At 72.8% G+C, this 25,986-nt stretch carries 21 protein-coding genes, 1 pseudogene and 1 riboswitch; of the genes and pseudogenes, 8 read left to right on the forward strand and 14 right to left on the reverse strand.

All coding sequences use genetic code 11. The annotated features are described in order from the left end of the window. Positions 1-14 precede the first annotated feature (14 nt). The 5 genes from I2W78_RS31815 (at position 15) to I2W78_RS31835 (ending at position 6,521) form a co-directional block, all read left to right on the forward strand. Entirely contained in the window at positions 15-869 is an 855-nt protein-coding gene (locus tag I2W78_RS31815) for an ABC transporter permease subunit (protein ID WP_196464800.1), read from the forward strand. After that, positions 866-1,753 (forward strand): carbohydrate ABC transporter permease, encoded by an 888-nt coding sequence (locus I2W78_RS31820; protein WP_196463692.1) that lies wholly within the window; start codon positions 866-868, stop codon positions 1,751-1,753. The genes I2W78_RS31815 and I2W78_RS31820 overlap by 4 nt, the downstream gene beginning before the upstream one ends. 27 nt (positions 1,754-1,780) lie before the next feature. Continuing rightward, complete coding sequence (locus I2W78_RS31825) at positions 1,781-3,430, forward strand: extracellular solute-binding protein (RefSeq protein WP_196463693.1); 1,650 nt, start codon at positions 1,781-1,783, stop codon at positions 3,428-3,430. 45 nt (positions 3,431-3,475) lie between these two features. Continuing rightward, positions 3,476-4,540: a LacI family DNA-binding transcriptional regulator gene (locus I2W78_RS31830; RefSeq protein ID WP_196463694.1), complete on the forward strand. Its 1,065-nt coding sequence runs from the start codon at positions 3,476-3,478 to the stop codon at positions 4,538-4,540. A gap of 97 nt (positions 4,541-4,637) precedes the next feature. Beyond that, the gene (locus I2W78_RS31835; protein ID WP_196463695.1) at positions 4,638-6,521 is read left to right on the forward strand and encodes a DUF2264 domain-containing protein; all 1,884 of its coding nucleotides are present in this window, start codon (positions 4,638-4,640) and stop codon (positions 6,519-6,521) included. Here the strand turns inward: I2W78_RS31835 and cobC are convergent. The 6 genes from cobC to cobM are packed head-to-tail and all read right to left on the reverse strand — an operon-like array spanning position 6,469 to position 12,747. Further along, on the reverse strand, positions 6,469-7,524 hold the full coding sequence (cobC, locus tag I2W78_RS31840; protein ID WP_196463696.1) for an Rv2231c family pyridoxal phosphate-dependent protein CobC: 1,056 nt from the start codon (positions 7,522-7,524) through the stop codon (positions 6,469-6,471). The two genes, I2W78_RS31835 and cobC, sit on opposite strands and share 53 nt — an antisense overlap. Next, on the reverse strand, positions 7,514-8,446 hold the full coding sequence (locus tag I2W78_RS31845; RefSeq protein ID WP_196463697.1) for a sirohydrochlorin chelatase: 933 nt from the start codon (positions 8,444-8,446) through the stop codon (positions 7,514-7,516). Before I2W78_RS31845 ends, cobC begins: the two co-directional genes overlap by 11 nt. Beyond that, entirely contained in the window at positions 8,443-9,030 is a 588-nt protein-coding gene (locus I2W78_RS31850; RefSeq protein WP_196463698.1) for a precorrin-8X methylmutase, read from the reverse strand. The genes I2W78_RS31845 and I2W78_RS31850 overlap by 4 nt, the downstream gene beginning before the upstream one ends. After that, complete coding sequence (gene cobJ, locus I2W78_RS31855) at positions 9,027-10,700, reverse strand: precorrin-3B C(17)-methyltransferase (RefSeq protein WP_196463699.1); 1,674 nt, start codon at positions 10,698-10,700, stop codon at positions 9,027-9,029. Before cobJ ends, I2W78_RS31850 begins: the two co-directional genes overlap by 4 nt. Next, entirely contained in the window at positions 10,697-11,932 is a 1,236-nt protein-coding gene (cbiE, locus tag I2W78_RS31860; RefSeq protein ID WP_196463700.1) for a precorrin-6y C5,15-methyltransferase (decarboxylating) subunit CbiE, read from the reverse strand. Before cbiE ends, cobJ begins: the two co-directional genes overlap by 4 nt. After that, a complete protein-coding gene (gene cobM / locus I2W78_RS31865; protein ID WP_196463701.1) occupies positions 11,929-12,747 on the reverse strand; it encodes a precorrin-4 C(11)-methyltransferase in 819 nt (272 codons plus the stop codon). Before cobM ends, cbiE begins: the two co-directional genes overlap by 4 nt. Before the next feature lie 82 nt (positions 12,748-12,829). On the opposite strand from cobM, the gene I2W78_RS31870 reads away from it, so the two are divergent. Further along, entirely contained in the window at positions 12,830-13,543 is a 714-nt protein-coding gene (locus I2W78_RS31870; RefSeq protein WP_196463702.1) for a ZIP family metal transporter, read from the forward strand. Between the two features lie 11 nt (positions 13,544-13,554). Here the strand turns inward: I2W78_RS31870 and cobI are convergent, their stop codons facing one another. The 7 genes and pseudogenes from cobI to I2W78_RS31905 form a co-directional block, all read right to left on the reverse strand. Beyond that, positions 13,555-14,286, reverse strand: coding sequence for a precorrin-2 C(20)-methyltransferase (gene cobI / locus I2W78_RS31875; RefSeq protein WP_196463703.1), 732 nt, complete (start codon positions 14,284-14,286; stop codon positions 13,555-13,557). Beyond that, complete coding sequence (locus tag I2W78_RS31880; protein ID WP_374222735.1) at positions 14,283-15,767, reverse strand: cobyrinate a,c-diamide synthase; 1,485 nt, start codon at positions 15,765-15,767, stop codon at positions 14,283-14,285. The genes cobI and I2W78_RS31880 overlap by 4 nt, the downstream gene beginning before the upstream one ends. Next, positions 15,764-16,363, reverse strand: coding sequence for a cob(I)yrinic acid a,c-diamide adenosyltransferase (gene cobO / locus I2W78_RS31885; protein ID WP_196463705.1), 600 nt, complete (start codon positions 16,361-16,363; stop codon positions 15,764-15,766). The genes I2W78_RS31880 and cobO overlap by 4 nt, the downstream gene beginning before the upstream one ends. Continuing rightward, a complete protein-coding gene (locus I2W78_RS31890; RefSeq protein WP_196463706.1) occupies positions 16,363-18,345 on the reverse strand; it encodes a putative cobaltochelatase in 1,983 nt (660 codons plus the stop codon). Before I2W78_RS31890 ends, cobO begins: the two co-directional genes overlap by 1 nt. Beyond that, positions 18,342-21,995 (reverse strand): cobaltochelatase subunit CobN, encoded by a 3,654-nt coding sequence (cobN, locus tag I2W78_RS31895; RefSeq protein WP_196463707.1) that lies wholly within the window; start codon positions 21,993-21,995, stop codon positions 18,342-18,344. Before cobN ends, I2W78_RS31890 begins: the two co-directional genes overlap by 4 nt. After that, the gene (locus I2W78_RS31900) at positions 21,992-23,500 is read right to left on the reverse strand and encodes a cobyric acid synthase (protein WP_196463708.1); all 1,509 of its coding nucleotides are present in this window, start codon (positions 23,498-23,500) and stop codon (positions 21,992-21,994) included. Before I2W78_RS31900 ends, cobN begins: the two co-directional genes overlap by 4 nt. Continuing rightward, positions 23,497-24,437 (reverse strand): annotated as a pseudogene (locus I2W78_RS31905) (cobalamin biosynthesis protein). Before I2W78_RS31905 ends, I2W78_RS31900 begins: the two are co-directional and overlap by 4 nt. Before the next feature lie 102 nt (positions 24,438-24,539). After that, positions 24,540-24,680, reverse strand: a riboswitch (cobalamin riboswitch). A 317-nt stretch (positions 24,681-24,997) separates the two neighbouring features. On the opposite strand from I2W78_RS31905, the gene I2W78_RS41225 reads away from it, so the two are divergent. Together I2W78_RS41225 and I2W78_RS31915 are read left to right on the forward strand one after the other, a co-directional pair. Continuing rightward, positions 24,998-25,207, forward strand: coding sequence for a DUF397 domain-containing protein (locus tag I2W78_RS41225; protein ID WP_196463709.1), 210 nt, complete (start codon positions 24,998-25,000; stop codon positions 25,205-25,207). Between the two features lie 29 nt (positions 25,208-25,236). Continuing rightward, positions 25,237-25,548: a hypothetical protein gene (locus tag I2W78_RS31915; RefSeq protein WP_230885653.1), complete on the forward strand. Its 312-nt coding sequence runs from the start codon at positions 25,237-25,239 to the stop codon at positions 25,546-25,548. Here I2W78_RS31915 and I2W78_RS31920 read toward each other — a convergent pair. Further along, complete coding sequence (locus I2W78_RS31920) at positions 25,478-25,873, reverse strand: hypothetical protein (RefSeq protein WP_196463710.1); 396 nt, start codon at positions 25,871-25,873, stop codon at positions 25,478-25,480. The genes I2W78_RS31915 and I2W78_RS31920 overlap by 71 nt on opposite strands. Between the last annotated feature and the right edge of the window lie 113 nt (positions 25,874-25,986).

The raw sequence follows: 25,986 nt of genomic DNA on the forward strand, positions 1-25,986 counted from the left end.
GCCGCACGCTGTTCCTGCTCCCCGGCCTCGCCTACTTCCTGCTGTTCCACTACGGCGCACTGGTCGGCAACGTCATCGCGTTGAAGGAGTACGTCCCCTTCGACGGCCTCTGGGGCAGCCCCTGGGTGGGCCTCGCCAACTTCCAGCGCATGTTCGAGGACGGCGCGTTCTGGGCGTCCGTCCTCAACACCCTCTGGATCGCCGTCCTGCAACTGGTCTTCTACTTCCCGGTGCCGCTCGCCCTGGCCCTGCTGCTGCACAGCCTCACCTGGAGTTCGATACGCCGCTTCGTGCAGTCGGTGGCGTATCTGCCGCACTTCATCTCATGGGTGATCGTGGTGGCGCTGTTCCAGCAGGTCCTCGGCGACACCGGACTGCTCAACAGCGCGCTGAGCGGCGCCGGCCTGCACACCGTCGACATCATCGGCAACCCCGACGCCTTCAGGCCGCTCGTCGTCGCCCAGGTCATCTGGAAGGACGCAGGCTGGGGCACGATCATCTTCCTGGCCGCGCTGTCCCAGGTCGACGAGCAGCAGTACGAGGCGGCCGCCATCGACGGCGCGGGCCCCTGGCGGCGCTTGTGGCACATCACGCTGCCCGCCATCCGCCCGGTGGTCGTGCTGCTGCTGATCATGCGGCTCGGCGACATCCTCTCCGTCGGCTTCGAGCAGATGCTGCTGCAACGCGACGCGGTCGGCCCGGAGGCCGCCGAGATCATCGACACCTTCGTCTACTACCAGGGCATCGTCGGCGGCGACTACGGATTCGCCGCCGCCGCCGGCCTGTTCAAGGGCGTCATCGGCGCCCTCCTCGTCTACGCCGCCAACAAGGTCGCCCACCGCCTCGGCGAACAGGGGGTCTACAAGTGAGTGTCCAGGTCCGCCCCGGCTGGCTGGAGAAGCCCAGGCCGCTCACCCAGGTCGGCAAGATCCTCGCCCTGGCCACGGTCGTGCTGTTGGTGTGCGTGCCGTTCCTGGTGATCGTGTCGACGTCCCTGGCCTCCACCGACGAGGTCGTGGCCAACGGCGGCTGGGTGCTGTGGCCGACCGAGCCCTCCCTGGACGCCTACCGCGACATCCTCGACGGCGGCATCGTCACCCACGCCCTCGGTGTGAGCGCCGGTGTCACCGTCGTGGGCACCCTGCTCAGCCTCGCCTGCACCGTCACCCTCGCCTACGCGCTGTCCCGCCCCGGCGTCCTCGGCGGCAGGCCCGTCCTGCTGCTCATCCTGTTCACGTTCCTCTTCCCGCCCGGCATGATCCCCAGCTTTCTGCTGGTCAAGGAGCTCGGCCTGCTCGACTCCTACGCCTCCCTGGTCCTGCCCGTCCTGGTGAACGTGTTCAACCTGGTCGTCCTGCGCGGCTTCTTCCAGGGCATCCCCGAGGAGCTGTACGAGGCCGCACGCCTGGACGGGGCGGGCGACTGGCGGGTGCTGGTCTCCGTGGTGCTGCCGCTGTCCAAGGCCGCGCTGGCCGTCGTCGGCCTCTTCTACGCGGTCGCGTACTGGAACTCCTGGTTCTACGCCTCGCTGTACCTGGAGAGCGACCACTGGCCCCTGCAGCAGGTGCTGCGCACCTACGTGGTGGCCGGGTCCGGACTCACCGACGCAACCACCGGCGAGGCCACCATCACCGCACCGCAGACCGTGCAGATGGCGGTGCTGGTGATCGCCACCGTGCCGATCCTGCTCGTCTATCCCTTCCTGCAGAAGTACTTCACCAAGGGCGTGCTCACCGGCGCCATCAAGAGCTGACACAAGCCGACACGAGGTGATTCACCCATGGCCCGCATGTCCCGACGAACCCTCCTGCGCTCCATGGCGGTGGGCGGTGCCGCCCTGTCCGTCCCCGGCCTGCTGACCGCCTGCTCCACGAGCTCCGGCGACAGCGACGTGTCCAACGCGGGCAAGAAGCTCGCCCCCTGGCCGACACACAGGCCCGCGACCGGACCGAAGCCGGACCTCGCGCCCACCGACGCGGGCGTCCAGGCCGGATACACCGCCTACCCCGCCGACCTGGTCAAGTCCGTGTCCCGCACCCCGGGCGACGGCTCCACCGTCAAGGTCATGTCGGTGTCCTTCGGCACGCCGCCCAAGCCCGCCTCCGCCAACCGGTTCTGGTCGGCGGTGGAGAAGGCCCTCGGCGTGAAGATCGAGTACACGATCATCTCCCAGGCCGACTACCAGAAGAAGATGGCCACGGTCATGGCCGGCGACGCCGACAGCCTGCCGGACATCGTCAACCTGTTCTCCGGGTTCGTCCTGCCCCGCGAGGCCGAGTTCGTGCGGCGCCGCGCCGAGGACCTCACGCCGTACCTCTCCGGCGACGCGATCGCCGACTACCCCAACCTCGCCAACATCCCCACCCACGCCTGGCGCGACATGGGCCGCATCGGCGGCCGTATCCACGGCATCCCGCTGGAACGCCCGCTGCCCGGCTCCACGCTCTGGATCAACCAGGGCATGTTCACGGACGCGGGCATGACCGAGGGCTGGACCTCCGACGACTTCGCCGCCGTCGCGAAGAGGGCGACGAGCGGGCGGACGTACGCCCTCGGCGCCGCAACGGGCTCGCTCTTCGGCAACGCCGTGCACTCCGCCGCCCACAACGCGCCCCAGGAGTGGGCCGTCACCAAGGACGGAACGTTCCTGCCCGGCTGCGCCGACGAACGCTACGAGGCGGCCATCGCCTTCCAGGCGCAGCTGCGCAAGAACGGCTCGTACCACCCCGACGCCACCTCCATCTCGCAGATCGACCTGACCACGCTCTACTACAACGGCACGGTCGGCTCGATGCAGGACGGCTTCGGCGCGTACCTGCCCAAGTACCAGGAGGCCCCGGACGGGATGACCCCGGCCGCCGCGCTCCCGTACAGCGTCGGCGGTGAGCCCGGCGGGATCGTCGCCGCCCGCCGCTCCTTCGGCTACACCGTGCTGAAGAAGGCCAAGAAGGAGCGCATCGAACTGCTGCTGCGCGTCCTCGACTACCTCGCCGCCCCGTTCGGCAGCGAGGAGTGGGAGCTCGTCCACTACGGCGTCGAGGGCACCCACTTCACCCGCGCCGCCGACGGCTCACCGCGGCCGACCAAGCTCGGCGAGGTCGAGAACAACACCAACCTGCCGCTGAAGTACCTCGCCGAAGGCCCCCAGGTGCTGTTCGTGCCGGGCATGCCCGACGCCGTACGGGCCCTGCACGCCTGGCAGCGGAAGGTCGTGCCGCACGCCATCCGCAACGCCTCCTTCGGCCTGCAGTCCCGCACGAAGAACGCCCAGGGCACCACCCTCAAGGCCCTCCTCGACGACACCGTCACCGGCATCGTCGCGGGCCGCCTCCCGCTGTCCGAATGGGACGCGGCGGTGAAGCGCTGGCGGGAACGGGGCGGCGACAGAATGGCCGAGGAGTTCGCGCAGGACCACGCGGCCAACGCCTGACCTGACGTGCACGTCGAAGAGGAGACGCGGGGGATGACGCGGGGGATGGGGAACGACAGGGTGTCCAAGCGGCGGGTCACGATCCGCGAGGTCGCCGAACGGGCGGGCGTGTCCATGGCCACCGCCTCCCGTGCGCTGAGCGGCAACCATCCGGTGCCCACCGCCACCCGGGCGCGTGTGCTGCGGGCCGCCCGCGACCTCGACTACGTCGCCAACGCGCACGCCCGCGCCCTGGTCGGCGGCGGGCGCAAGATGGCCGCCGTCGTGGTGCGGCAGGTCACCAGCCCGTTCTACGCCCAGGTCGCCGAGGGGGTCGAGGCGGAGGCCGCCGATCGGGGCTGGCTGTGTGTGGTCGGTGCGACGGGTGGGGACGCGCAGCGCGAGATGGAGTTCGTGCAGCTGATGCGGGAGGAGGGGGCGCGGCTGGTGATTCTGGTGGGTGGAGTGGTGGAGGACGACGCGTATCGGGAGCGGGTCGCGCACTACGCGCATGCGTTGGCCTCCTCGGGGGCGCGGCTCGTGCTGTGCGGGCGGCCGGCGCCAGGGCCTGATGTCCCCGCGCTTGTCGTGGAGTTCGACAACGAGGCCGGTGCGCGCGCGATTACCGGGCATCTGTTGTCCGCCGGTCATCGCCGGATCGCCTTTCTCGGGGGGCTGCCGGGTAATACGGCGCTGGATGCCCGGGTTGCCGGGTATCGGGCCGCGCTCGCCGAGCATGGGCTGCCGCCCGAGGCCGGGTACGTCGTGGACTGTGGGCTGGGGCGGGCGGCGGGGTTGCGGGCGATGAGTGAACTTCTGGAGAGGACGCGGGAGTTCACCGCGGTGTTCGCCGGGGACGACATGGTGGCGGCGGGGGTGCTGCGGGCTGTTGCGGAGGCGGGGCTTCGGGTGCCGGAGGATATTTCCGTGGTGGGGTACAACGACATTCCGCTTGCTGAGGATTTCAGTCCGCCGTTGACGACTGTGCGGACGCCGGCGGAGGAGTTGGGGCGGGCTGCTGTGCGGATTGCTCTGCGTGATTCTGAGAGCGCGGGTGGGAGTCATCATCTGCTCGGTACTCACATCGTTGTGCGCCGTAGTGTCTGTGCGCCGTTGCGGGGTGGCGGGTGAGTGGGGGCTGGTCGCGCCCACGCGGCGGAGCCGCATATCAACACAGCCCCGCGCCCCTTAGGGGCGTGTCCGCCACGCCGATTCAAAGAGGGCTCGCATGGTTGAATTCGATCCTCATCTCTCGCCGATTACCGGGTGGACCCGCCTCCACTGGGAAGTGATGGCCGATCGGTTGCTTGATGGGGTGGTGTCTTATACCTCGCCCAAGTTCGCTCAGTACCGGTTGCCTGGGCCTGCCAGTCATTCGGGGGTCTGGTCCGATGGGCTGGAGGGGTATGCGCGGTCCCTTTTGCTTGCCGCGTTTCGTATCGCCGGTGCTCAGGGGGGCGTTGAGCCCGCGCTCATTGAGCGGTACGCCGTCGGGCTCGCCGCCGGTGCCGATCCGTACGGGGACGAGCGCTGGCCGCCCATCACCGACCGTGGCCAGCCGATGGTGGAGGCCGCGTCCGTCGCGATCGCGTTGCACGAGTCGCGTCCCTGGCTGTGGGACCAGCTCGACGACCGCGTACGCGAGCAGGTGATCGACTGGCTCGGTGGATTCGTCGGCGCTCGTGCCAACGACTCCAACTGGCGTCTGTTCCAGGTCATCACCGAGGAGTTCCTCGCCTCTGTCGGTGCCCCGCACAGCCGCGCGGAGATCGACGCCGGGCTGGCCCGGCTGGACGACTGGTATCGGGGCGACGGCTGGTACACCGACGGGGACGGCCGGAAGTTCGACTACTACAACGCCTGGGCGCTGCACCTGTATCCGGTCCTGTGGGCGCGGATCGCGGGAGCGCGGGCGGACGCCTCGCGCGTGGGCACGTACCGGCTGCGGCTGCGTGCCTTTCTCGCCGCCCACCAGCACTTCTTCGGCTCCGACGGCGCCCCCGTCCACCAGGGCCGCTCCCTCACCTACCGTTTCGCGGCCACCGCGCCCCTGTGGGCGGGCGTCCTCGCCGACGCCACCCCGCTGCCGCCCGGCCGCACCCGCCGTATCGCCTCGGGCGCGCTGAAGCACTTCGCCGAACGTGGCGTTCCGGACGAGCGGGGCCTGCTCACCCTGGGCTGGTACCGGCCCTTCCTCGGAGTGACCCAGCGCTACTCGGGCCCCGCGTCCCCCTACTGGGCCGGCAAGGCCTTCCTCGGCCTGCTCCTGCCCGCCGACCACCCGGTGTGGACGGCCCGCGAAGAGCCCGCCCCCGTCGACACCACGGACGTCTGCCTTCCGCTGCCCGCTCCGGGCTGGCTGCTGCACTCCACCGCCGCCGACGGGATCGTACGGCTCGTCAACCACGGCAGCGACCGGCTGCCGCCTCCGCCCGCGAGGGACGAGGACAGCCCGCACTACGCCAAGTTCGCCTACGCGAGCGCCGCCGCGCCCGAGACTCCCGGGCCGGGGCCCGACAACCACATCGCCCTGCTCGCCCCCGACGGCACCCCGTCTCCGCGCGGTCGCATCCACCCGCTCGGCGTCGAGGGCCGCCGCGCCGCCTCCTGGCACAGTGCGGGGGAGGGGCGGCGTATCGCGACGGTGAGTGTGGTGCACGGGCCGTTCGAGGTGCGGGTGCACAGGCTCGACCCGGCCGCCGACTCGCCGGTGCGGGAGGGCGGTTGGGCGGTCGCCGACGATGCCGTGCCGCCCGTCGGTCGCACCGGATGCGGGTGGGCGCAGGTCCGGCGTGCCGACGGGCTGACCAGCCTGGTCGTCGGTCTGCACGGCTGGGGCGGCACCGAAGGCACGGTCGCCCGTGCCGTCGGCACCAACGCCGTCGGCCACCATTCGGCGACGCCCTGCCTCCAACGGGACGCGGGCGCCCGCCTGCTGGTCACCCTGGTGGTGCTCAGCGCCGACCCGGACCTGGACGCCGTGTCCTCGGGGCCCAGCGCGACCGTTGGCGCCGACGGCACCGTCGAGATCCGCTTCCCGGACGGCACCCGCGAGCGGATCAGCCCTCCGTCGGCGACACCGCCCTCTCCAGCGCCCGGAGAAACGAGTTGACCGTCGTCCGCTCCCGCACCGCCAGACGCAGCCACTCCTCGCCCAGCCCCGGGAAGGTGTCCCCGCGCCGGACCGCGAACCCCAGGTCGCGCAGCCGCCGGCGGACGGTGGCGGCTCGGGGCAGCCGGACGAGGACGAAGGGGCCCTCGGCCGGTGCCACGACCCGCAGCCCGGCGATCCGCGACAGCCCCGCGACCAGGTGGGCCCGGTCGGCGGCGACGCGATGGGCGGCATGGGCCGCCTCCGCCAGGGCGCGCGGCGCCACGCAGGCCTCGGCGGCGGCCAGCGCGGGTGTGGAGACCGGCCACAACGGCTGGGCGCGTTCCAGGTCCGCGACGGTCTCCGGGGACGCGAGGACGTAGCCGATGCGCAGCCCGGCCAGGCCCCACGTCTTCGTCAGGCTGCGCAGCACGACCAGCCCGGGGATGTCCCTCCGGCCGGCCAGCGCCTCCCGCTCGCCCGGCACGGCGTCCATGAACGCCTCGTCCACGACCAGCGTCCGTCCGGGGCGGGCCAGCTGGGCGACGGCGTCAGCGGGGTGCAGTACCGACGTCGGGTTGGTCGGGTTGCCGATCACCACCAGGTCGGCGCCCTCCGGTACGGCCGCCGGATCAAGCCGGAAGCCGTCCTCCGCACGCAGCAGCACCCGGTCGACGGTGTGCCCCGCGTCCCGCAGCGCGGCCTCCGGCCCGGTGAACTGCGGGTGGACGACGACCGGCCGACGTACCTTCAGCGCCCGCGCCAGCAGCACGAACGCCTCGGCGGCGCCCGCCGTCAGCAGCACCCGCTCCACGCCGACCCCGTGCCGTGCCGCCACCGCCGCCCGCGCGCGCCGGCCGTCCGGATAGGCGGCGAGCCCTCCGAGGGAGTCGGCGATCACCTCGCGCAGCCAGGCCGGGGGCGTGTCCGCGCGGACGTTCACGGCGAGGTCGACCAGTGCGGCGCCGTCGTCGCGGACCTCGGCGTCGCCGTGATGCCGCAGGTCGTGCGCGTCAGTGGGCATGGGAGTGCGTGCCGTGGTGATGGTGGTGCCCGTGCCCGTGGTGGTGGCCGTCGTCGTCCGGGTGGTAGTGCGGCTGCTGCGGCAGGCCCACCTTGTCCTCGAAGCCGGGCAGCGCGACGCGGTACACGCACGAGTCGCAGTTCATCCGCAGATCGCCCTTCAGGGCCTCCTCGTACCGCTCCATCACCAGATCGAGCAGCTCCGGCTCCGGACCGATGACGTCCGCCGAGCGCACCTCGACCTCGGGGTGCGCGGCCGCCCAGCCCTCGGTCTGCAGCCGTACCCGGTCCGGCAGGATGCCGGTGAACAGGAAGTAGGGCAGGACGACGATCCGGCGCGCACCGAGGCGCAGACACCGGTCCAGCCCGCTCGGCACGTCCGGCGCCGCCAGCGACACGAACGCCGTCTCCACCCCGGCGTACCCGCGGCCCTCCCACAGCAGCCGGGCCGCCTTGTGCACCTCGGCGTTGGCGTCCGGGTCGGTGGATCCGCGTCCGACCAGCAGCACGGTCACGTCGGCCCGGTCCCCGGGCCTGCGCCCCTCGGTGCCCAGCGCCTCGTCCAGCCGCCGCTCCAGCACGGACAGCAGCGCCGGATGCGGGCCCAGCGGGCGGCCGTAGGTGTACGAGATCCCGGGGTGCCGCTCCTTCTCGCGGGCCAGCGCGGCCGGGATGTCGCCCTTGGCGTGCCCGGCGGACACCAGCATCAGCGGCACGGCGGCGAAGCGGCGCACGCCGCGCTCCACCAGCTCGGTGACGGCCTCGCCCAGCGGCGGCGGGGACAGCTCTATGAAGCCGCCCGCGACGGGCAGCTCGGGGTGGCGGCGCCCCAGCTCCCGTACGAAGTCGCGGAACGCCTCGGCTCCGGCGTCGTCCCGGGTGCCGTGGCCGGCGATGAGCAGGGCGGGCGGCGGGGTGGTCACGGTTTCTCCTCGTACGAAGTGGGGTGGTACAGCAGGGCGTTGAGCGCGGCCGCGGCGACCGCCGAACCGCCCTTCTCGGACACGTTGCTCACGGCGGGCAGTCCGCTCTCCCGCAGGGCCGCCTTGGACTCGGCCGCACCGACGAAACCGACGGGCAGCCCGATCACCAACGCGGGGTCGGCGTCCAGGGTCAGCAGTTCCTCCAGCGCGGTCGGGGCACAGCCGATCACCCAGACCGCGCCGGGGCCGACGTCCTGGTACGCCAGCCGCACGGCATGCGCCGAACGCGTCAGCCCGGGACCGGACTTGGCGTCCTTCAGCCGGCAGACGGTGTCGCGGCGGGTGATCCCGGCGGCGACCATCTCGACGTCCACGACGACGGGCGCGCCGGAGTGCAGCGCGCGGTACGCCCCGTCCAGGTCGCCCTCGTCCATGACGAGGTCGCTCGCGTAGTCGAGGTCGGCGGCGGAGTGGATCACCCGCTCCACCACCGCCCGTGTGAGCGGCGGGAAGTGCGAGGTGTCCAGTCGGGCGCGCAGCCGCCGGAACGACTCCTGCTCGATCGGGTGGACCACACGGTTCACCGGGCCTCCTCCTGCTGCCAGCGGTAGCCGCGCGGCGTCACCATGCGCCCCGCGATCTCCCGGGTGGCCGTGTTGCCCACGGTCACGACGGTCATCATGTCGACCGTCGCCGGGTCGAGTGCGGCCAGGGTCGTCAGCCGGCTGGACTCGTCCGGCCGGGAGGCGTTCCGTACGACGCCGACGGGCGTCGTCGGCGCCCGGTGCTCGGCGAGGATCGCCAGCGCCTTGGGCAGCTGCCAGTCGCGGCCCCGGCTGCGCGGGTTGTAGAACGTCACGACGATGTCCGCCTCGGCCGCCGCCCGCACCCGCCGTTCGATGACCTCCCACGGCGTGTGCAGGTCGGACAGGCTGATCGAGACATGGTCGTGCCCGAGCGGGGCCCCGAGAATGGCACCGGCCGCGAGGGCGGCGGTGACTCCGGGGACGCCGACCACGTCGATGTCGTCGGAGGCCTCGGCCAGCGCCGGGGACGCCATGGCGTACACGCCCGCGTCACCACTGCCGATCAGCGCGACGGCGTACCCCTGGCGCGCCTCCTCGACCGCCGTCCGCGCCCGCTCCTCCTCGGCGCCCAGCCCGGACTCAAGGATCCGGGTGCCGGGGCGCAGCAGATCGCGGATCTGGTCGACGTACTGGTCGAGCCCGACGAGCACGGACGCGCGGCGCAGCTCCGCCCTGGCGCGCGGCGTGAGCAGATCGCGGGCCCCGGGCCCGAGCCCGACCACCGCGAGCCGACCGCGCGCGGGCCGCCGTACGATCGCGCAGGTCGCCATCGCCGACTTCCGCTTGGGAACGAGGAGTTCGCCACCGCCGATGAGCGCCGACGCCTCGGCGACGGACGGGGTGCCGACGGCGGCGAGGGGAGCGTCCGAGGGGTTGGGGACCGCCACGGCGGCCAAGCGTTCGGCGGAGTGGGTCACGAGCGGGACGCCGAGGTGTTCGGCGGCGGCGACGATCCCGGGTTCCTCGGCCTTGGCGTCGACGGTGGCGAGTTCGGCGACGCTACGAGCGGACAGGCCCGCCTCCCGCAAGGCGCCCTCGATCAGCGCGAGCACCTCGTCGGCTGGGGCGCCCTTGGACGCGCCGACGCCGACGACGAGGGTCGGCGGGCGCAGGACGACCTCGTGCGGCGCGGGCTGCACAGCACGGTCGGTGACCCGGATGGTGTACGAGCCGTCCGCCGCGACCGGCAGCGGAGGCAGTGGCCACGCCGACTCGGCGCGCAGGGCGACCGGTTCGCCGTCCAGCAGCGCCCGGGACACGGCTGCCACGTCACCCTCCACCGGCAGACCCAGCGTGTCCAGACCCGCCAGCCCGACGGAGTCCGTCGCCGTGGTCACCACCGGATCGGCGCCCAGCAACTCGCTCACCTCGCGGGCGAGTTCGTTGGCCCCGCCGCCGTGCCCGCCCACCAGGGACACCGCGAACCGGCCGCCCTCGTCGACACACACCACCCCGGGGTCGGACGCCTTGTCGCCCAGCAGCGGGGCGACGAGCCGTACCACGGCACCCGTGGCCAGGAAGCACACCAGCTGCTCGCACTCCCCGAACGCGGCCCGCACGGCGTCCCCCACGGGACCCTCGTACACCCGCGTCCGGTCCGGCCACGCCGCAGCCAGCCGGTCCCGCGCCGCCGCTCCCGCCTCCGTGGCGGAGATGAGGCCGATCACTGAGCAACTCCTTCGGTACGAGCCGGAGGCCGGACGCCCCACAGCAGAAAAACAGGGTTGGTGGCCGCCAGCCGGCTCACATCGCCCGGCAGCGGCGCCAGCCGCGACGACTGCAACAGCACCCCGTCACACTCGAACCCGGCCCCGGTGAGCGCCTCGCGCACCCCCGGAACCCGGTCCAGCGCGGCCAGGGCGACGACCACGGTGCGCCGGGCGCGGTGTGCGCAGGCAGTGACGACGGCGGGCAGTTCGCGCCCGCCGCCGCCGACGAACACGGCGTCGGGGTCGTCGAGCCCGGCCAGCGCCGCGGGCGCCTCGCCATGCACCACCCGTACGTCGACGCCGTGCGACCCGGCGTTGGCCCGGATCCGCTCCACACCGTCCGCCGCCTTCTCCACGGCGACCACGGCGGCACCCAGCCGAGCGCACTCCACGGCCACCGACCCGGAGCCCGCCCCGACGTCCCAGACCAGATCACCGAGGCGCGGCCCGAGCCGGGCAAGCGCCAGTGCCCGCACCTCGAACTTGGTGATCATCGAGTCCCGGTGCGTGAACTCGCCCTCGTCCAGCGCCCATCCGGCAGGTCCCTCGGCCGGGCCCGCGACGGTCCGCACGGCCGCCAGCGCCCGCCGCTCGTCCAGGCACAGCACGACACTCACCGCTGTACCCCAGTCCCGGGCCGCGGCCTCGGCGGGCGTCACCCGCTCCACCCGTTCCCGCGCCTGGTCACCCAGCGCGGAGGCGACCACGAGGACGCGCTCGCTGTCCGCCAGCGCCGCCCCCAGCTCCGCCGGACCGGACCCCGGCCCGGTCAGCACGGCGACCTTCGGGCGCGCCCGACACACGTTCACCGCCGTCCGCAGCTCCCGCCCGTGCGCGCTCACGACCACCGCGTCGTCCCAGGGCAACCCGACGCGCGCGAACGCGGCGGCCACCGACGACACCCCGGCCCGCACGTCCAGCCGCTCCGCCCCGAACCGCTCGGCGAGCGCCCGCACGATCCCGAAGAACCCGGGGTCGCCCGACGCCAGCACCACGACCGGCCGGTCCTTCTCGACGTACTCCTCGATGGTGTCGAGGGCGGGTGCCAGCGGCCCGAGCACGATGCGCTCGGCGCCCTCGGGCAGCCGTACAGCGTCCAGGTGCCGCCTGCCGCCGACCACCAGCTCGGCGCCCGCCAGCGCCTCCTGCGGCACGGCCGCGCCGGTCCCCGCACCGACCACCCGGATCACGTCTGCGCACCCCGCGCGCGCAGCGCCTTGCGGGCCTCCGGGTCGGCCTTGCGGTAGCCGTGGAAGTGGCCGGGGTGGTAGAGGTGCGAGCGGGTGCCGTGCGCGTCGAGGGCCGGGCCGACCAGGAAGAGGGTGTGCTTCCAGAGCTTGTGCTCCTTCACCGTCTCCTCCAGCCTCCCGATCGTGCACTTCACGACCAGCTCCTCCGGCCAGGTCGCCTGGTACGCGACCACGACCGGCGTGGTCGTCGGATAGCCGCCCTCCAGCAGTTCCCGCACCAGCTGGCCGCTGCGGGCCGCCGACAGGAAGATCGCCATGGTGGTGCCGTGCCGGGCGAACTCGCGCACCTCCTCACCGGGCGGCATCGGCGTCTTGCCGCCGCCGAGCCGGGTGAGCACGACGGACTGCGCGACCTCCGGGATCGTCAGCTCACGTCGGGCGAGCGCGGCGACGGCGGAGAACGCGGACACGCCGGGCACGACCTCGGTGGCGATGCCGAGCTCGGCACACCGGTCGAGCTGCTCCTGCGTACCGCCCCACAGCGCCGGGTCGCCGGAGTGGATGCGGGCGACCCTCAGCCCCTCGGCGTGGGCCTTCCGGTAGACGGCGACGACGTCCTCCAGCGACATCGTCGCCGAGTCGAGGATCTCGGCGCCCTCGCGGGCGTGTTCGAGGACCTCCGCCTGGACCAGGCTCGCCGCCCAGATCACGACGTCGGCCGCGGCGATGGCGCGCGCGGCGCGGAACGTCAGCAGATCGGCGGCGCCGGGGCCGGCACCGACGAAGGTCACCTTGCCGGTGGTGGCTTCGGCCATGGGTTCGGATCCTCTCGTACGGATGTCAACGCGCGTGCGGCCGGATGTGCACGACCGCGGGCTGATCGGATAGCAAGGGCGCATGGCGGTGTTCGTCGCGCTGGGCGCGTTCCTGATGACGCTGGCGGGTGGCTGGACGGCACAGCGTGTGACGGACCGCCGTCACCTCGTGCTGGGCCTGGCCGGCGGCCTGATGCTGGGCGTGGTGGGCCTGGACCTGCTGCCGGAGGCGCTGGACGCGGCGGGTGCGGAGGTGTTCGGTGTCCCCGCGGCCCTGTTGCTGTTCGTGACCGGTTTCCTCTTCGCCCATCTGGTGGAACGTCTGCTCGCCGCGCACGGCGGCGACGAGCACCACCGCACTCCCGAGGTGGGCCTGACCGCGGCCGGCGCGATGGTCGTGCACAGCGCCATGGACGGCGTGGCGATCGGCGCCGCGTTCCAGATCGGCGACGGCATGGGCCTGGCGGTCTCGGTGGCCGTCGTCGCCCATGACTTCGCGGACGGCTTCAACACCTTCACGATCACGGCCCTGTACGGCAACGCCCGCCGCCGGGCGGTCGCGATGCTGTTCGCGGACGCGGTGGCCCCGGTCGCGGGCGCGGCGAGCACCCTGCTGGTCGCCATCCCGGAGCCCGCCCTCGGCGGCTATCTCGGCCTCTTCGGCGGAGCACTGCTCTACCTGGCCGCCGCCGAGATCCTCCCCGAGGCCCACCACAAGCACCCCGCCGGCCCGACGCTGCTGTGCACCATCGGGGGCGCTGCGTTCATCTGGCTGGTGGTGGGGATTGCCGAGTGACCCTGGCGCCTTCACAGCTTGCCGCCCCGCCCGCCGTCGCGCCGCGCGGGCGCGATGAGCGTGGAGAGATACGGCAGCGGCGCCCCGTCGAGCTCACCGGCGGGCCGGATCGACTCCTCCGGCAGTCCGAGCGCCGACCCCCACACGGCACCCTCGATCCGCCCGCTCTCGCGCAGTGCCTCCGCGACCTCACCGGCCTGCCGGCCGAACTTGTAGGCGACGACGGTCCCGGGTCCGTTCAGCGCGTCCTTCAGCACGGCGGCCCCGGCGGTCACCGGCACCAGCGTGAGCGGCTCGGTCCCCTCCGTCAGCACGGCACCCGACCGCGCGGCGAGGTCCTGCATGGCGGTGATGCCGGGCACGGTCTCGACGACGGTGCCCGGGACCAACTCCGCGATGGTCTGCGCGAGATAGGTGAACGTGGAGTACACGTTCGGGTCGCCGATGGTGGCGAAGGCGACGGAGGCGTACTGCCGCAGCAACCCGGCGACCCGCTCGCCCGCCGCGTCCCACGCCGCCTCGCGCCGGCCCCGGTCGGTCCGCTCGTTCAGCGCGAACACCACCCGGACGACCTTCTCCTCCGGCACGTAATGCAGCACCGTCGCCTCGGCGCGCCCCCGCTCACCCGTGTCCATCACCGGTACGACGACGACATCGGCGGCGCGCAGGGCGTTGACGCCCTTCACGGTCACCAGCTCCGGATCGCCCGGCCCGACGCCCACTCCGATCAGCCTGCTGCTCATGACGTCCGGCACCTCTCCACGAACCGACGGGCGACACCGGGCGCGGACGCCCAGTGCGTGTGCAGATAACTCGCGTGCACGCCCTGCTGTACAAAACCTTCGACCCGCCGCCGAGGAGCGCGAACCCCCCACGCGGGCGCCGCCCCGGACCCCGGCTCGACGACGGTCCGGTGAAACTCGTGCCCCCGCATCCGGGTCCCGGCCCCGGCCAGCACACTGTCACTCACGGCGACGGCGTCCCGATACCCGAGCGTGAGCCGCTCACTCATCCGTGCGGACGCGTCGAGCACACCGCACATCGGCAGCCCGTCCAGCTCCCGGCACAGATACAGCAGCCCGGCGCACTCGGCGGCGACGGGCGCGCCGCTCTCCGCGAGGGCGGACACCGCTTTGCGCAGGCTTTCGTTGGCGGACAGCTCGGCGGCATACACCTCGGGGAAGCCACCCCCGATGACCAACCCGCGTGTGCCGTCGGGCAGTCGCTCATCGCGCAGGGGGTCGAAGAGAACGACTTCCGCCCCGGCGGCGGCGAGCAGCTCGGTGTGCTCGGCATAGGAGAAGGTGAACGCGGCCCCACCGGCAACGGCGACGACCAGCCCGTCTGGGGGTACCCCCTCTGGGGGAGTTCGAGGACGAGGCCGTTCAGGCCGATCGGGGGTCCAGGGGGCAGAGCCCCCTGGCGGGGCCGAAGGGGCGGAGCCCCTGGAGGATGGGAAGGGTAGGGGCGGCGGGGGCGAGGAAACCAAGGCCTCACCCGCATCCCAAGCCGCACACGCCACCGTACCGGCACTACGCGCCAGCCCCAGCAACCCCTCCAGATCGCACCCTTCAGTCGTCTGCGCGGCCATGGCCGCAACAGCCTCCACCGCCGCAGCGCCCCGCTCGGCCACCGGAACCAGTCCCAGATGCCGCGACGGCGTTTGAACCTGCGGAGCCCGCCGCAGCACCCCGAACACCGGCACCCCGACCGACTCCAACGCCTCCCGCAACAACTCCTCATGCCGATCCGAGGCGACCTTGTTCAGGATCACGCCCCCGACCCGCACCTCCGGATCCCACGACGCGAACCCGTGCACCAGCGCCGCCACCGACCGCGACTGCGACGACGCGTCGACGACCAGCACCACCGGCGCCCGCAGCAGCTTCGCCACCTGCGCGGTGGAGGCCAGCTCGCCCTCCCCCGCAGCGCCGTCGAACAGCCCCATCACGCCCTCGACCACAGCGACGTCACACCCACGCGCCCCATGCGCGAACAGCGGCCCGATCAACTCCGGCCCGCACAGATACGCGTCGAGATTCCGCCCCACCCGCCCGGTAGCGAGCGCGTGATACCCGGGATCGATGTAGTCCGGCCCCACCTTGTGCGGAGACACGGTGAGCCCCCGCCCGGCGAACGCGGCCATCAACCCCGTGGCAACGGTGGTCTTGCCGCTCCCGGACGCGGGCGCGGCGATGACCAGCCGAGGAACGGAACAAGTCACCACTCGATGCCTCGCTGGCCCTTCTGCCCCACGTCCATCGGATGCTTGACCTTGGACATGTCGGTCACGAGATCGGCGAAGTCGACGAGCTTCTCGGGCGCGTTCCGCCCGGTGATCACCACATGCTGGGTCCCCGGCCGGTCCCGCAGCACGGAGACGACCTCGTCGGTGTCCACCCATCCCCAGTGCATCGGGTACGCGAACTCGTCCAGCACGTACAGCTGGTACGTCTCGGCGGCCAGATCCCGCTTGACCTGCTCCCAGCCCTCGCGGGCCTTCTCCTCGTTGTCCATCTGGGAATCCCGCTGGACCCAGGACCACCCTTCGCCCATCTTGTGCCAGGCGACGGTCCCGCCCTCCCCGGAGTCCCCGAGCACCCGCAGTGCCCGCTCCTCGCCGACCTTCCACTTCGCCGACTTGACGAACTGGAACACCCCGATCGGCCAGCCCTGGTTCCAGGCGCGCAGCGCCAGCCCGAAGGCGGCGGTGGACTTGCCCTTCCCGATGCCGGTGTGCACCACGACCAGCGGCCGGTTCCGCCGCTGTCGGGTGGTCAGTCCGTCATCCGGTACGACACTCGGCTGTCCCTGCGGCATTACGCGGCCCTCCTCTGTACGTCCTTCACCAGCCCGGCGATGCTGTCCGCCCGCAACTCGTCCAGCGTCACGGCCGTACCCGCCAGCTCACCGGCGAGCTGCCCGGCGAGCCCCAGCCGCACGGGCCCGGACTCGCAGTCCACGACCACGGACGCCACACCGTCGGCGGCGAACAGCCGAGCAGCACGCCCCGCCAGCGCCACCGGCTCGGGGCCACCGGTGGCCCGTCCGTCCGTCACCACCACGACCAGCGCCCGCCGAGCGGGATCCCTGAGCCGCTCCACCCGCAGCACGTCATGCGCCTTGAGCAGCCCGGCGGCCAGCGGCGTCCGCCCACCCGTCGGCAGCGACTCCAGCCGGGCCGCCGCCGCGTCCACGGACGAGGTGGGCGGCAGTGCGACGTCGGCAGCGGAACCCCGGAAGGTCACCAGCCCCACCTTGTCCCGCCGCTGATACGCGTCCAGCAGCAGCGACAGCACCGCGCCCTTCACGGCGCTCATCCGCTGCCGGGCCGCCATGGACCCGGAGGCGTCGACCACGAACAGCACGAGATTCCCCTCGCGCCCCTCCCGGGTCGCCTGCCGCAGATCGTCCCTGCGGACCACAAGCCCCGGCCCGGTACGCCCCCGTGCCCGCTGATGCGGCGCCGCGGCCTGCACGGTCGCGGCCAGATGCAGCTTGGTGAGCGCTCCCTGGGGCCGCCGGGCGCCGGTTGTCCGCCCGTGCTCGGTTCGCGCCCGCGAACGCCGCCCGGCGGCACCCTCACCGATCCCGGGCACGCTCAGCACCTTGGCCCGAAACGGCTCGCCGGCCCGTACGGCGGACTGCTCACCGCCTCCGCCGGGCAGCTGCTCGCCCTCACCGGACTCGGGCCGCGCGGCCGTGTCCCCACCCTGCGGCCCGCTGTCGGGAGCCGGTTCTCCGCCACCATCGCCAGGCCCGTCGGGACCGGGATCCGGGTCCTCGTCGTCGCTCCCGAACTCCTCCAGCGTCTCGTCCAGTTTGTCCTCGTCGAGCCCCGGCGCGTCGAAGGGATTGCGTCGGCGCCGGTGCGGCAGCGCGAGCAGCGCGGCCTGCCGCACGTCCTCCGCCAGCACATCGGTCCGCCCCGCCCACGCGGCCAGCGCGGTCGCGGTGCGCGCCATCACGATGTCGGCCCGCATGCCGTCCACCTCGAAGGCCGCGCAGGTCGCCGCGATCTGCCGCAGCGCCCCGTCGCCCAGCCGCACGGACGGCAACAACTCCCGCGCCGCCACGATCCGCGCCCGTACGGCGGCCTCCTCGTCCGCCCAGCGCGCCGCGAACCCGGCCGGATCGTCGTCGTAGGCGAGCCGCCTGCGCACCACCTCCACCCGCTGGTCGGGCTCCCGCGAGGCCGCGACCTCGACGGTCAGCCCGAACCGGTCGAGGAGCTGCGGCCGCAGCTCGCCCTCCTCCGGGTTCATGGTCCCGACGAGCAGGAAACGGGCGGCATGCCGTACGGAGACACCCTCGCGCTCGACGTACGAGGCACCCATCGCGGCCGCGTCCAGCAGCAGGTCGACCAGGTGGTCGTGGAGGAGGTTGACCTCGTCGACGTAGAGGATCCCGCGATGCGCGTCGGCGAGCAGCCCGGGCTCGAAGGCCTTCACGCCCTCGGCGAGCGCCCGCTCGATGTCGAGCGCGCCGACGAGCCGGTCCTCGGAGGCACCGACGGGCAGTTCCACCATGCGGGCGGGTCGCTCGCCTCCCGCACCCGCCTCGTGCGGCCCGTCCGGGCAGGCGGGGTCGGGAGCGGCGGGGTCACAGGAGAACCGGCAACCGGGGACGACGGCGACCTCCGGCAGCAACGCCGACAGCGCCCGCACCGCCGTCGACTTGGCGGTGCCCTTCTCGCCGCGCACCAGCACACCGCCGACCGCCGGTGACACGGCGTTCAGCAGCAGCGCGAGCCGCAGGTCGTCCTGGCCGACGACGGCCGTGAACGGAAACGGGGTGGTCACTTGTCGTCGCCCTCCAGGTCGCCTTCGAGCTCCAGGTAGGTGGCGCGCAGCCGCTCCAGCGTCTCCGCGTCCGGTTCCGCCCACAGCCCCCGGTCCGCGGCCTCCAGCAGCCGCTCGGTGATGCCGCGCAGCGCCCACGGATTGGACTTCTTCATGAAGTCCCGGTTCTCCGGGTCGAAGACGTACTCCGCGCTGAGCTTCTCGTACATCCAGTCGTCGACGACCCCGGCGGTGGCGTCGTAGCCGAAGAGGTAGTCGACGGTGGCCGCCATCTCGAAGGCGCCCTTGTAGCCGTGCCGTCGCATCGCCGCCATCCAGCGCGGGTTGACCACGCGGGCGCGGAAGACGCGGTGGGTCTCCTCGCCGAGGGTGCGGGTCTTGACCTGGTCGGGGGTGGCCGAGTCACCGACGTACGCCTCGGGGGAGGCGCCCGTGAGGTGCCGGACCATGGCGACCATGCCGCCGTGGTACTGGAAGTAGTCGTCGGCGTCGACGAGGTCGTGCTCGCGCGTGTCGACGTTCTTCGCGGCGACCGCGATCCGCCGGAACGCCGTCTCCATGTCCCCGCGCGCCGCCCGCCCGTCGAGCCCGCGCCCGTACGCGTAGCCGCCCCAGACGGCGTACACCTCGGCGAGGTCGGCGTCGCTGCGCCAGTTCCGGGCGTCGATCAGCGGCAGCAGACCGGCACCGTAGGCCCCCGGCTTCGACCCGAAGATGCGGGCCGTGGCCCGCCGCCGGTCGCCGTGCTCGGCGGCGTCGGCCTCGACATGCGCCCGCACGTAATTGGACTCGGCCGGTTCCGCCAGCTCGGCCACCGCCCGCACCGCGTCGTCGATCAGCCCGACGACATGCGGGAACGCGTCCCGGAAGAAGCCGGAGATACGGACCGTGACGTCGATGCGCGGCCGGCCGAGTTCCGCGAGGGGGATCACCTCGAAGCCGGTCACCCGGCGAGAGGCGTCGTCCCACACCGGGCGGCAGCCCAGCAGCGCGAGGATCTCGGCGATGTCGTCGCCCTGGGTGCGCATGGCCGACGTACCCCACACCGTGAGGCCCACGGACTTCGGGTACTCCCCGTTGTCGGCGAGGTACCGCTGTACCAGCGAGTCCGCCAGCGACTGCCCGACCTCCCAACTCAGCCTGGACGGGATGGCCTTGGGGTCGACGGAGTAGAAGTTGCGGCCGGTCGGCAGGACGTTGACCAGGCCACGGGTCGGCGAGCCCGACGGGCCCGCCGGGACGTAACCGCCGTCCAGGGCCTTGAGGATGTGGTCGATCTCGTCGGTGGTGCGGGCGAGGCGCGGGACGACCTCGGTGCAGGCGAAGGTGAGCACGGCGACGGCGTCGGGGAGGTCGGTGCCGAGCACCTCCCGTACGAGAGCGGCGCTCTCGGACGCCGCCCACCCGCGCGCCTCCATGCCCTCCGCGATCCGCCGGCACAGCTGCTCCAGCAGATCGATCGCGTCGGCGGCCGTACGGGACGGGCCCTCGACGAGTTCCGTCAGCTCGACCGGCACCTTCAGGGCCGCGCCCGGCTCGGCCAGCAGCTCCTTCTCGCTGAGCCCGAAGTGCGCGGCCAGCGAGGCCCGCAGCCCCGGCAGCGCGTTCGCCTGCCCGCCCCACACCTGCGAGGCCCGCAGCACGGCGAGGACGAGGTTGACGCGCGGCTCACCGACCGGACCGCCGCCCAGGATGTGCAGCCCGTCCCTGATCTGCACGTCCTTGATCTCGCACAGATAGCCGTCGATGTGCATCACGAACTCGTCGAACTCTTCGTCGTCCGGCTGCTCGTCCACATGCAGGTCGTGGTGCAGCTCGGCGGCCTTGACGAGGGTCCAGATCTGCGCGCGGACCGCCGGCGCCTTCGCCGGGTCCAGGTCGGACACCAGCGCGTACTCGTCGAGCAGCTGCTCCAGCTTGGCCAGGTCGCCGTAGGTGTCCGCACGGGCCATCGGCGGGACCAGGTGGTCGACCACCGTCGCGTGCCCGCGCCGCTTGGCCTGGGTGCCCTCGCCGGGGTCGTTGACGATGAACGGATAGATCAGCGGCAGGTCACCGAGAACGGCGTCGGGCGCGCAACCCGCGCCGAGCCCCAGCCCCTTGCCCGGCAGCCACTCCATCGTGCCGTGCTTGCCCATGTGCACGACGGCGTCGGCTCCGAAGCTGTTGTCCAGCCAGCGGTAGGCCGCCATGTAGTGGTGGGACGGCGGCATGTCGGGGTCGTGGTAGATCGCGATCGGGTTCTCGCCGAAGCCGCGCGGCGGCTGGATCATGACGACGACGTTCCCGAACTGGAGGGAGGCGAGCACGATGTCGTCCCCGTCGACGTACAGCGAACCCGGCGGCTCGCCCCACGCCTCGACCATGGCGTCCTTCAGCCCCGGGTCGAGCTTGTCGAACCACGCCTGGTAGTCGGCCAGCGGCACGCGCGCGGGCGCGGCGGCCAACTGCTCCTCGGTGAGCCACTCGACATCGTGCCCACCCGCGTCGATGAGCCGGTGGATCAGCTCGTCGCCGCCGGACGGGTACTCGGTGACGCCGTACCCGGCTGCCTTGAGCGCGTCCAGCACCCGTACCGCCGAAGCGGGCGTGTCCAGCCCCACCGCGTTGCCGACGCGCGAGTGCTTGGTCGGGTACGCGGTGAAGACCAGCGCGATCTTCTTGTCCGCGTTCGGCTTGTGCTTCAACTGCGCGTGCCGTACGGCGATCCCGGCCACCCGCGCTGCCCGCTCGGGGTCGGCGACGTACACCGGAACGTCGTCCGGCCCCTGCTCCTTGAAGGAGAACGGCACGGTGATCAGCCGCCCGTCGAACTCCGGGATCGCGACCTGCATCGCCGCGTCCATGGGGGAGAGGGCGGCGTCCGACTCGTCCCAGGCGGTCCTCGACGAGGTCAGGCAGAGCCCCTGCAGCACAGGGACGTTGAGTTCGGCGAGCGCCCCGATGTCCCAGGCCTCCTCGTCGCCGCCCGCCGAGGCCTGCGAGGCGTGGGTGCCGCCGGCGGCCAGGACGGTGGCGACGAGCGCGTCGGCCTTGGCGAGGATCTCGTACAGACCGGCGTCCGCGCCGCGCAGCGAACCGCAGTACACGGGCAGGGCGTTGGCGCCCCGCGCCTCGATCGCGTCGCACAGGGTGTCGACGAAGGCGGTGTTGCCGCTGAGCTCGTGGGCCCGGTAGAAGAGCACGCCGACGGTGGGGCGGCCGTCCGCGAGCGGACGTGAGCCGTGGACGCCGTACTCCGGCATCTTCTGCGGCTCGTCGAAGCCATCACCCGTCAGCAGCACGGTGTCCGACAGGAACCGGGCCAGTTCGGTGAGGTTGGCGGGCCCGCCCTCGACGAGATAGCGCAGGGCCTCCGCCACGACACCGGCGGGCACGGACGACTCCGCCATCAGCTCGGCGTCCGGCACGGCCTCGCCCCCGAGCAACACGGTGGGAATCCCGGCGGACTTGAGCCCGGCCAGCCCGTCCTCCCAGGCCCGCTTGCCGCCCAGCAGCCGTACGACGGCGATGTCCGCGCCCTCGACCAGCGCGGGCAGCTCGCTGTCGACGTCGAGGCGGGTCGGGTTGCCGATCCGGTAGGAGGCGCCGGAGGCCCGGGCCGCCAGCAGATCGGTGTCGGCGGTCGACAACAACAACACAGTGCTCATGCGGGCGCTCCCGGTGGAATGAAAGGCAGTCCTTGCGGCGCGCCGGACTCGATGAGCCGCCACAGCGCGTCCGTGTCCGCGTGCTGTTCGATCAGGTCGCCGAGCCGGTCGAGCTGCTGCTCGCGCAGCGCGGCGAAGGAAGTGTCGGGCGCCGGCACGAAGCGGCGCCCCGCGGCGGCGGCCACCTCGCGCAGGAAGGCCCGCCGGAAGGCGTCCGACTCCAGCGAGCCGTGCCAGTGCGTGCCCCAGGTCTGCCCGACCCGGCACCCGTCCAGGAAGGGCTCCCCGCCGGTGACGTCGGCGACGCCGTGATGGATCTCGTACCCCTCGACCGGCTCGCCGAGGGCCTCGCCGACGGGACGGGCGAGGGTCTTCTCCCGGGCGAACCGCACGCGCAGGGGCAGGATCCCGAGCCCGTCGACCTGCCCGCGCCGGCTCTCGACGTCGTCCTCGATGTGCTCGCCGAGGATCTGGAAGCCGCCGCAGATGCCGAGCACGGGCCGTTGCTCGGCGACCCTGCGGGCGACGGCCGCCGCGAGCCCCCGCTCCCGCAGCCACTCCAGTGCCCGTACGGTCCCGCGCGTCCCCGGTATCACCACGAGATCGGCGTCGGCCAGCTCCTCGGGCCGGTCCACGAACCGCACCACGACACCGGGTTCGGCGGCGAGGGCGTCCACGTCCGTGAAGTTGGACATCAGCGGTACCGCACACACGGCGACGCGCAGCACGTCCGCGCCGACGGGCGGCGCGACGACGGACTCCCGCACGGCCCCGCGCATCGAGACGCGCAGTCCGTCCTCCTCGTCGATCCCCAGCCCGTGCCGGTACGGCAGCACACCGTACGTCCGCCGCCCGGTGAGCGTCCGGAGCATGTCCAGCCCCGGCTCCAGCAGGGAGACATCCCCGCGGAACTTGTTGACGAGGAACCCGGCGACGAACTCCTGGTCCTGCGGCGACAGCAGGGCGACGGTCCCGAAGAACGAGGCGAAGACCCCGCCACGGTCGATGTCGCCGACGACGAGCACGGGGAGCCGGGCGTTGCGCGCGATCCCCATGTTCACGATGTCCGTCCGCCGCAGATTGATCTCGGCCGGGCTGCCGGCCCCCTCACAGATCACCGCGTCATACGTGCCCCGCAACTCGGCGAGACAGTCGAGCACGGTACCGAGAAGCCGCTGCTGCCGTCCCCCGTGGTACCCGCGCGCGCTCATCTCCCCGACGGGCCTGCCCAGCAGCACCACCTGGCTGCTCCGCTCCCCGCCCGGCTTGAGCAGCACCGGGTTCATCAGCGCGGTCGGCTCCACACGGCACGCCTGCGCCTGCATGGCCTGCGCCCGCCCGATCTCGGCACCCTCGCGGGTGACGAACGAATTGAGCGACATGTTCTGCGCCTTGAAGGGCGCGACCTTGACGCCCTGCCGCACCAGCCAGCGGCAGATCCCGGCGGTGACGACACTCTTTCCGGCGTCGGAGGTGGTACCGGCGACCAGAAGTCCCCCGCTCATGACGCACGCCCCTTCCTCAGCATCCGCGCGCCCGCGCACACGCCGAGCGCGAGCCAGCCGACGCGCCGGGAGAGCCGTACGGCCCGATCGATGTCGGCGACTTCGACCAGACGTCCCCGGCCGTTGAGCAGGGGCCGGTGCTCGACCCGCCCCCGTACGAGAGGGTGCCGCCGAGCCGCACCCCCAGCGCGCCCGCGAACGACGCCTCCACGGGCCCGGCGTTGGGGCTGGGATGCCGACCGGCGTCGTCGTGCCAGGCCCGCACGGCCGCGCGCGGATCCGGTCCGGCGAGAGCGGCGAGTACGGCGGTCAGCCGAGCCCCCGGCCACCCGGCGACGTCGTCGAGCCGAGCGGAGGCCCACCCGTACCGCCGGTACTTGGGCGACTTGTGCCCGACCATGGCGTCCAGGGTGTTCACGGCTCGGAACCCGACGAGGCCGGGCACTCCACCGACGGCCCCCCACACCAGCGCCCCCACCACCGCGTCGGAGGTGTTCTCGGCGACCGACTCGACCACGGCGCGGGCGATCCCGTCGGCGTCGAGGGCCTGCGGATCCCGCCCGCACAGATGCGGCAGCCGCGCCCGCGCCCCCTCGACGTCCCCGGCCTCCAGGGCATGCCCGATGGCCCGGGCTTCGCGGGCGAGTGAAGTCCCCCCGACGACGGCCCAGGTGGCGAGCCCGGTGACGGCGACGGAGGCGGCGGGGGAGGACCGTACGACCCTGCGGGCGAGGGCACCGAGCGCGACGGCGCCACCGGCGCACACGGCGGTGTGCGCCGCACCCCAAGCGCGGTGGTCGCGCCACAACACCCGTTCCACGGCGGCGGCGGCCCGCCCGAACGCGGCGACCGGATGCCCGCGGCGCGGATCGCCGAGGAGGAGGTCGCCGAGGAGGCCGGCGGCGGCGCCGTACGCGAAGACGCGATCGGCACGCATGGGGCTCAGCCGGCCGTGCGGTCGGGCAGAGACCTGGTGCGGGACCTCACTGGGCAGCCGAGCATCGCGTTATGTCCTCACTCAGGGTGTCCGCGCCCTGGTTCGACGAGACCGGCGGCGAGAGTTCCTGGCTCCCGGGGAGTTACCTCCCCGGTCACAGTGGCGGGACCGCGCCGGATTCACACCGACTTCCTCTCCTGCCGCCGTACATGGCTCCGGAAGTCCACCACGGGGCCGGAACGGCCGTCAACTTGCCGTTGACCTGCGACGCTGCGGTGTGCGGAGTTCCACATCGCTGAAATATCGTCAGCCGTCGGAATCGGCGCCTTCTAGCCTCTTTCCAGGCCGGGAAGCTGGGCACACTCCAGGAGAACGGCAGTGCGAAGGCTGAGAGCGCCGGCGAGCGGCATTGGGTGATTCGTGGCGGGGAGACGAACCTGGTGTGGCCGAGCCTCCGTTGCCCTGGGGCGGACCCCGGGCGGTGGCGGGACACGGCGCTGGGGGACGTCGCGGTGAGGACGCCGTGTCGGTGCGCTGACTCTTGGGTGAAGGAGGTCGGTGTGATCGGCGGTGAGTCGTGGCGGCGGGTGTGGATCAGGAGCAGCCATTCCGGCAATACGGGCGGTGAGTGTCTGGAACTGGCCCTGGGGGAGACCGAGGTGCTCGTGCGTGACTCGAAGGGGCGCCACGACGCTGTGCTCACCTTCCGCCACGCCGCGTGGTGTGGTTTTCTGTCGGGGCTGGCGGACCCGGGAGCGGATGGTTCTTGACGATCCGTGCGGGGGCGGGAGGTAAGCGCATGGGAGACCGGGCCAAGGGTTCTTCCTCGGAGCGGACGAGGAAGCCGCACACAAGGGGGAGTTCGATCACGTCGGCCGCGCCGCTGGCGCTGTACGCCACGGTGATGGGTGGGCTCGCCGTCGGAGTCGGCGCCCTGGCCGCGCTGCTGGTGCCGGCCGGTGAGGCGCGTGCCGTGGTCTGGCTGGCGCTGACCGTGCTCATCGCCGGGGCCGCCGGTCTGTGGTGGGGGCTCACCCCGGTCAGCGACCGGCTCCGGGTTCTGCACCGGGCCCTGGCGTCGGCTCAGCCCCGGAGGTCCCCGCACCACTGACGGGGCCGCTCTGCGTGCTGCCGGAGCGATGGCGCAGCGCCCTGCCCAGTCCGGCGCCGAGCACGGTGACCAGCGCTGCTCCGGTCGCGCCGATCACCGCCGTGGTGAGCGGGGTCGCGATCCCGAAGGGGAGTGCGGGGGCGACTCTGGCGGCCACGGCGATGCTGAACAGCAGCAGACTGGCGCACGCCGTTCCCAGGAGCAGCCGGACCGACAGCAGGCGTATCTCCCCGTCCACCCGGGCGTTCTCCACCCGGATCAGAGCGTCCACCCACTCCGGCCGCTGCATGGCGTAGGCCTTCAGGGTGCAGTCGTCGAGTGGCACGGGTCCTTCCTGCTGAGCGGACTCGGGAGGGACCCCGGGATCCTCACCCGGCGGAACGGTCCGGGCCGCGCGCAACCGGCGCCACCACTCTCGCAACCCGAAGACCGCCATCG

The sequence above is a fragment of the Streptomyces spinoverrucosus genome, from assembly GCF_015712165.1.
Lineage (GTDB): Bacteria > Actinomycetota > Actinomycetes > Streptomycetales > Streptomycetaceae > Streptomyces > Streptomyces spinoverrucosus_A.

What these genes read in the sequence shown, in the direction of transcription:
- cobN (WP_196463707.1), bottom strand. Translation starts at nt 21,995, where the DNA reads ATGAGCACTGTGTTGTTGTTGTCGACCGCCGACACCGATCTGCTGGCG.
- I2W78_RS31830 (WP_196463694.1), top strand. Translation starts at nt 3,476, where the DNA reads ATGGGGAACGACAGGGTGTCCAAGCGGCGGGTCACGATCCGCGAGGTC.
- cobI (WP_196463703.1), bottom strand. Translation starts at nt 14,286, where the DNA reads ATGAGCAGCAGGCTGATCGGAGTGGGCGTCGGGCCGGGCGATCCGGAG.
- I2W78_RS31915 (WP_230885653.1), top strand. Translation starts at nt 25,237, where the DNA reads ATGGGAGACCGGGCCAAGGGTTCTTCCTCGGAGCGGACGAGGAAGCCG.
- I2W78_RS31900 (WP_196463708.1), bottom strand. Translation starts at nt 23,500, where the DNA reads ATGAGCGGGGGACTTCTGGTCGCCGGTACCACCTCCGACGCCGGAAAG.
- I2W78_RS31870 (WP_196463702.1), top strand. Translation starts at nt 12,830, where the DNA reads ATGGCGGTGTTCGTCGCGCTGGGCGCGTTCCTGATGACGCTGGCGGGT.
- cobO (WP_196463705.1), bottom strand. Translation starts at nt 16,363, where the DNA reads ATGCCGCAGGGACAGCCGAGTGTCGTACCGGATGACGGACTGACCACC.
- I2W78_RS31835 (WP_196463695.1), top strand. Translation starts at nt 4,638, where the DNA reads ATGGTTGAATTCGATCCTCATCTCTCGCCGATTACCGGGTGGACCCGC.
- cobC (WP_196463696.1), bottom strand. Translation starts at nt 7,524, where the DNA reads ATGCCCACTGACGCGCACGACCTGCGGCATCACGGCGACGCCGAGGTC.
- cobM (WP_196463701.1), bottom strand. Translation starts at nt 12,747, where the DNA reads ATGGCCGAAGCCACCACCGGCAAGGTGACCTTCGTCGGTGCCGGCCCC.
- I2W78_RS31825 (WP_196463693.1), top strand. Translation starts at nt 1,781, where the DNA reads ATGGCCCGCATGTCCCGACGAACCCTCCTGCGCTCCATGGCGGTGGGC.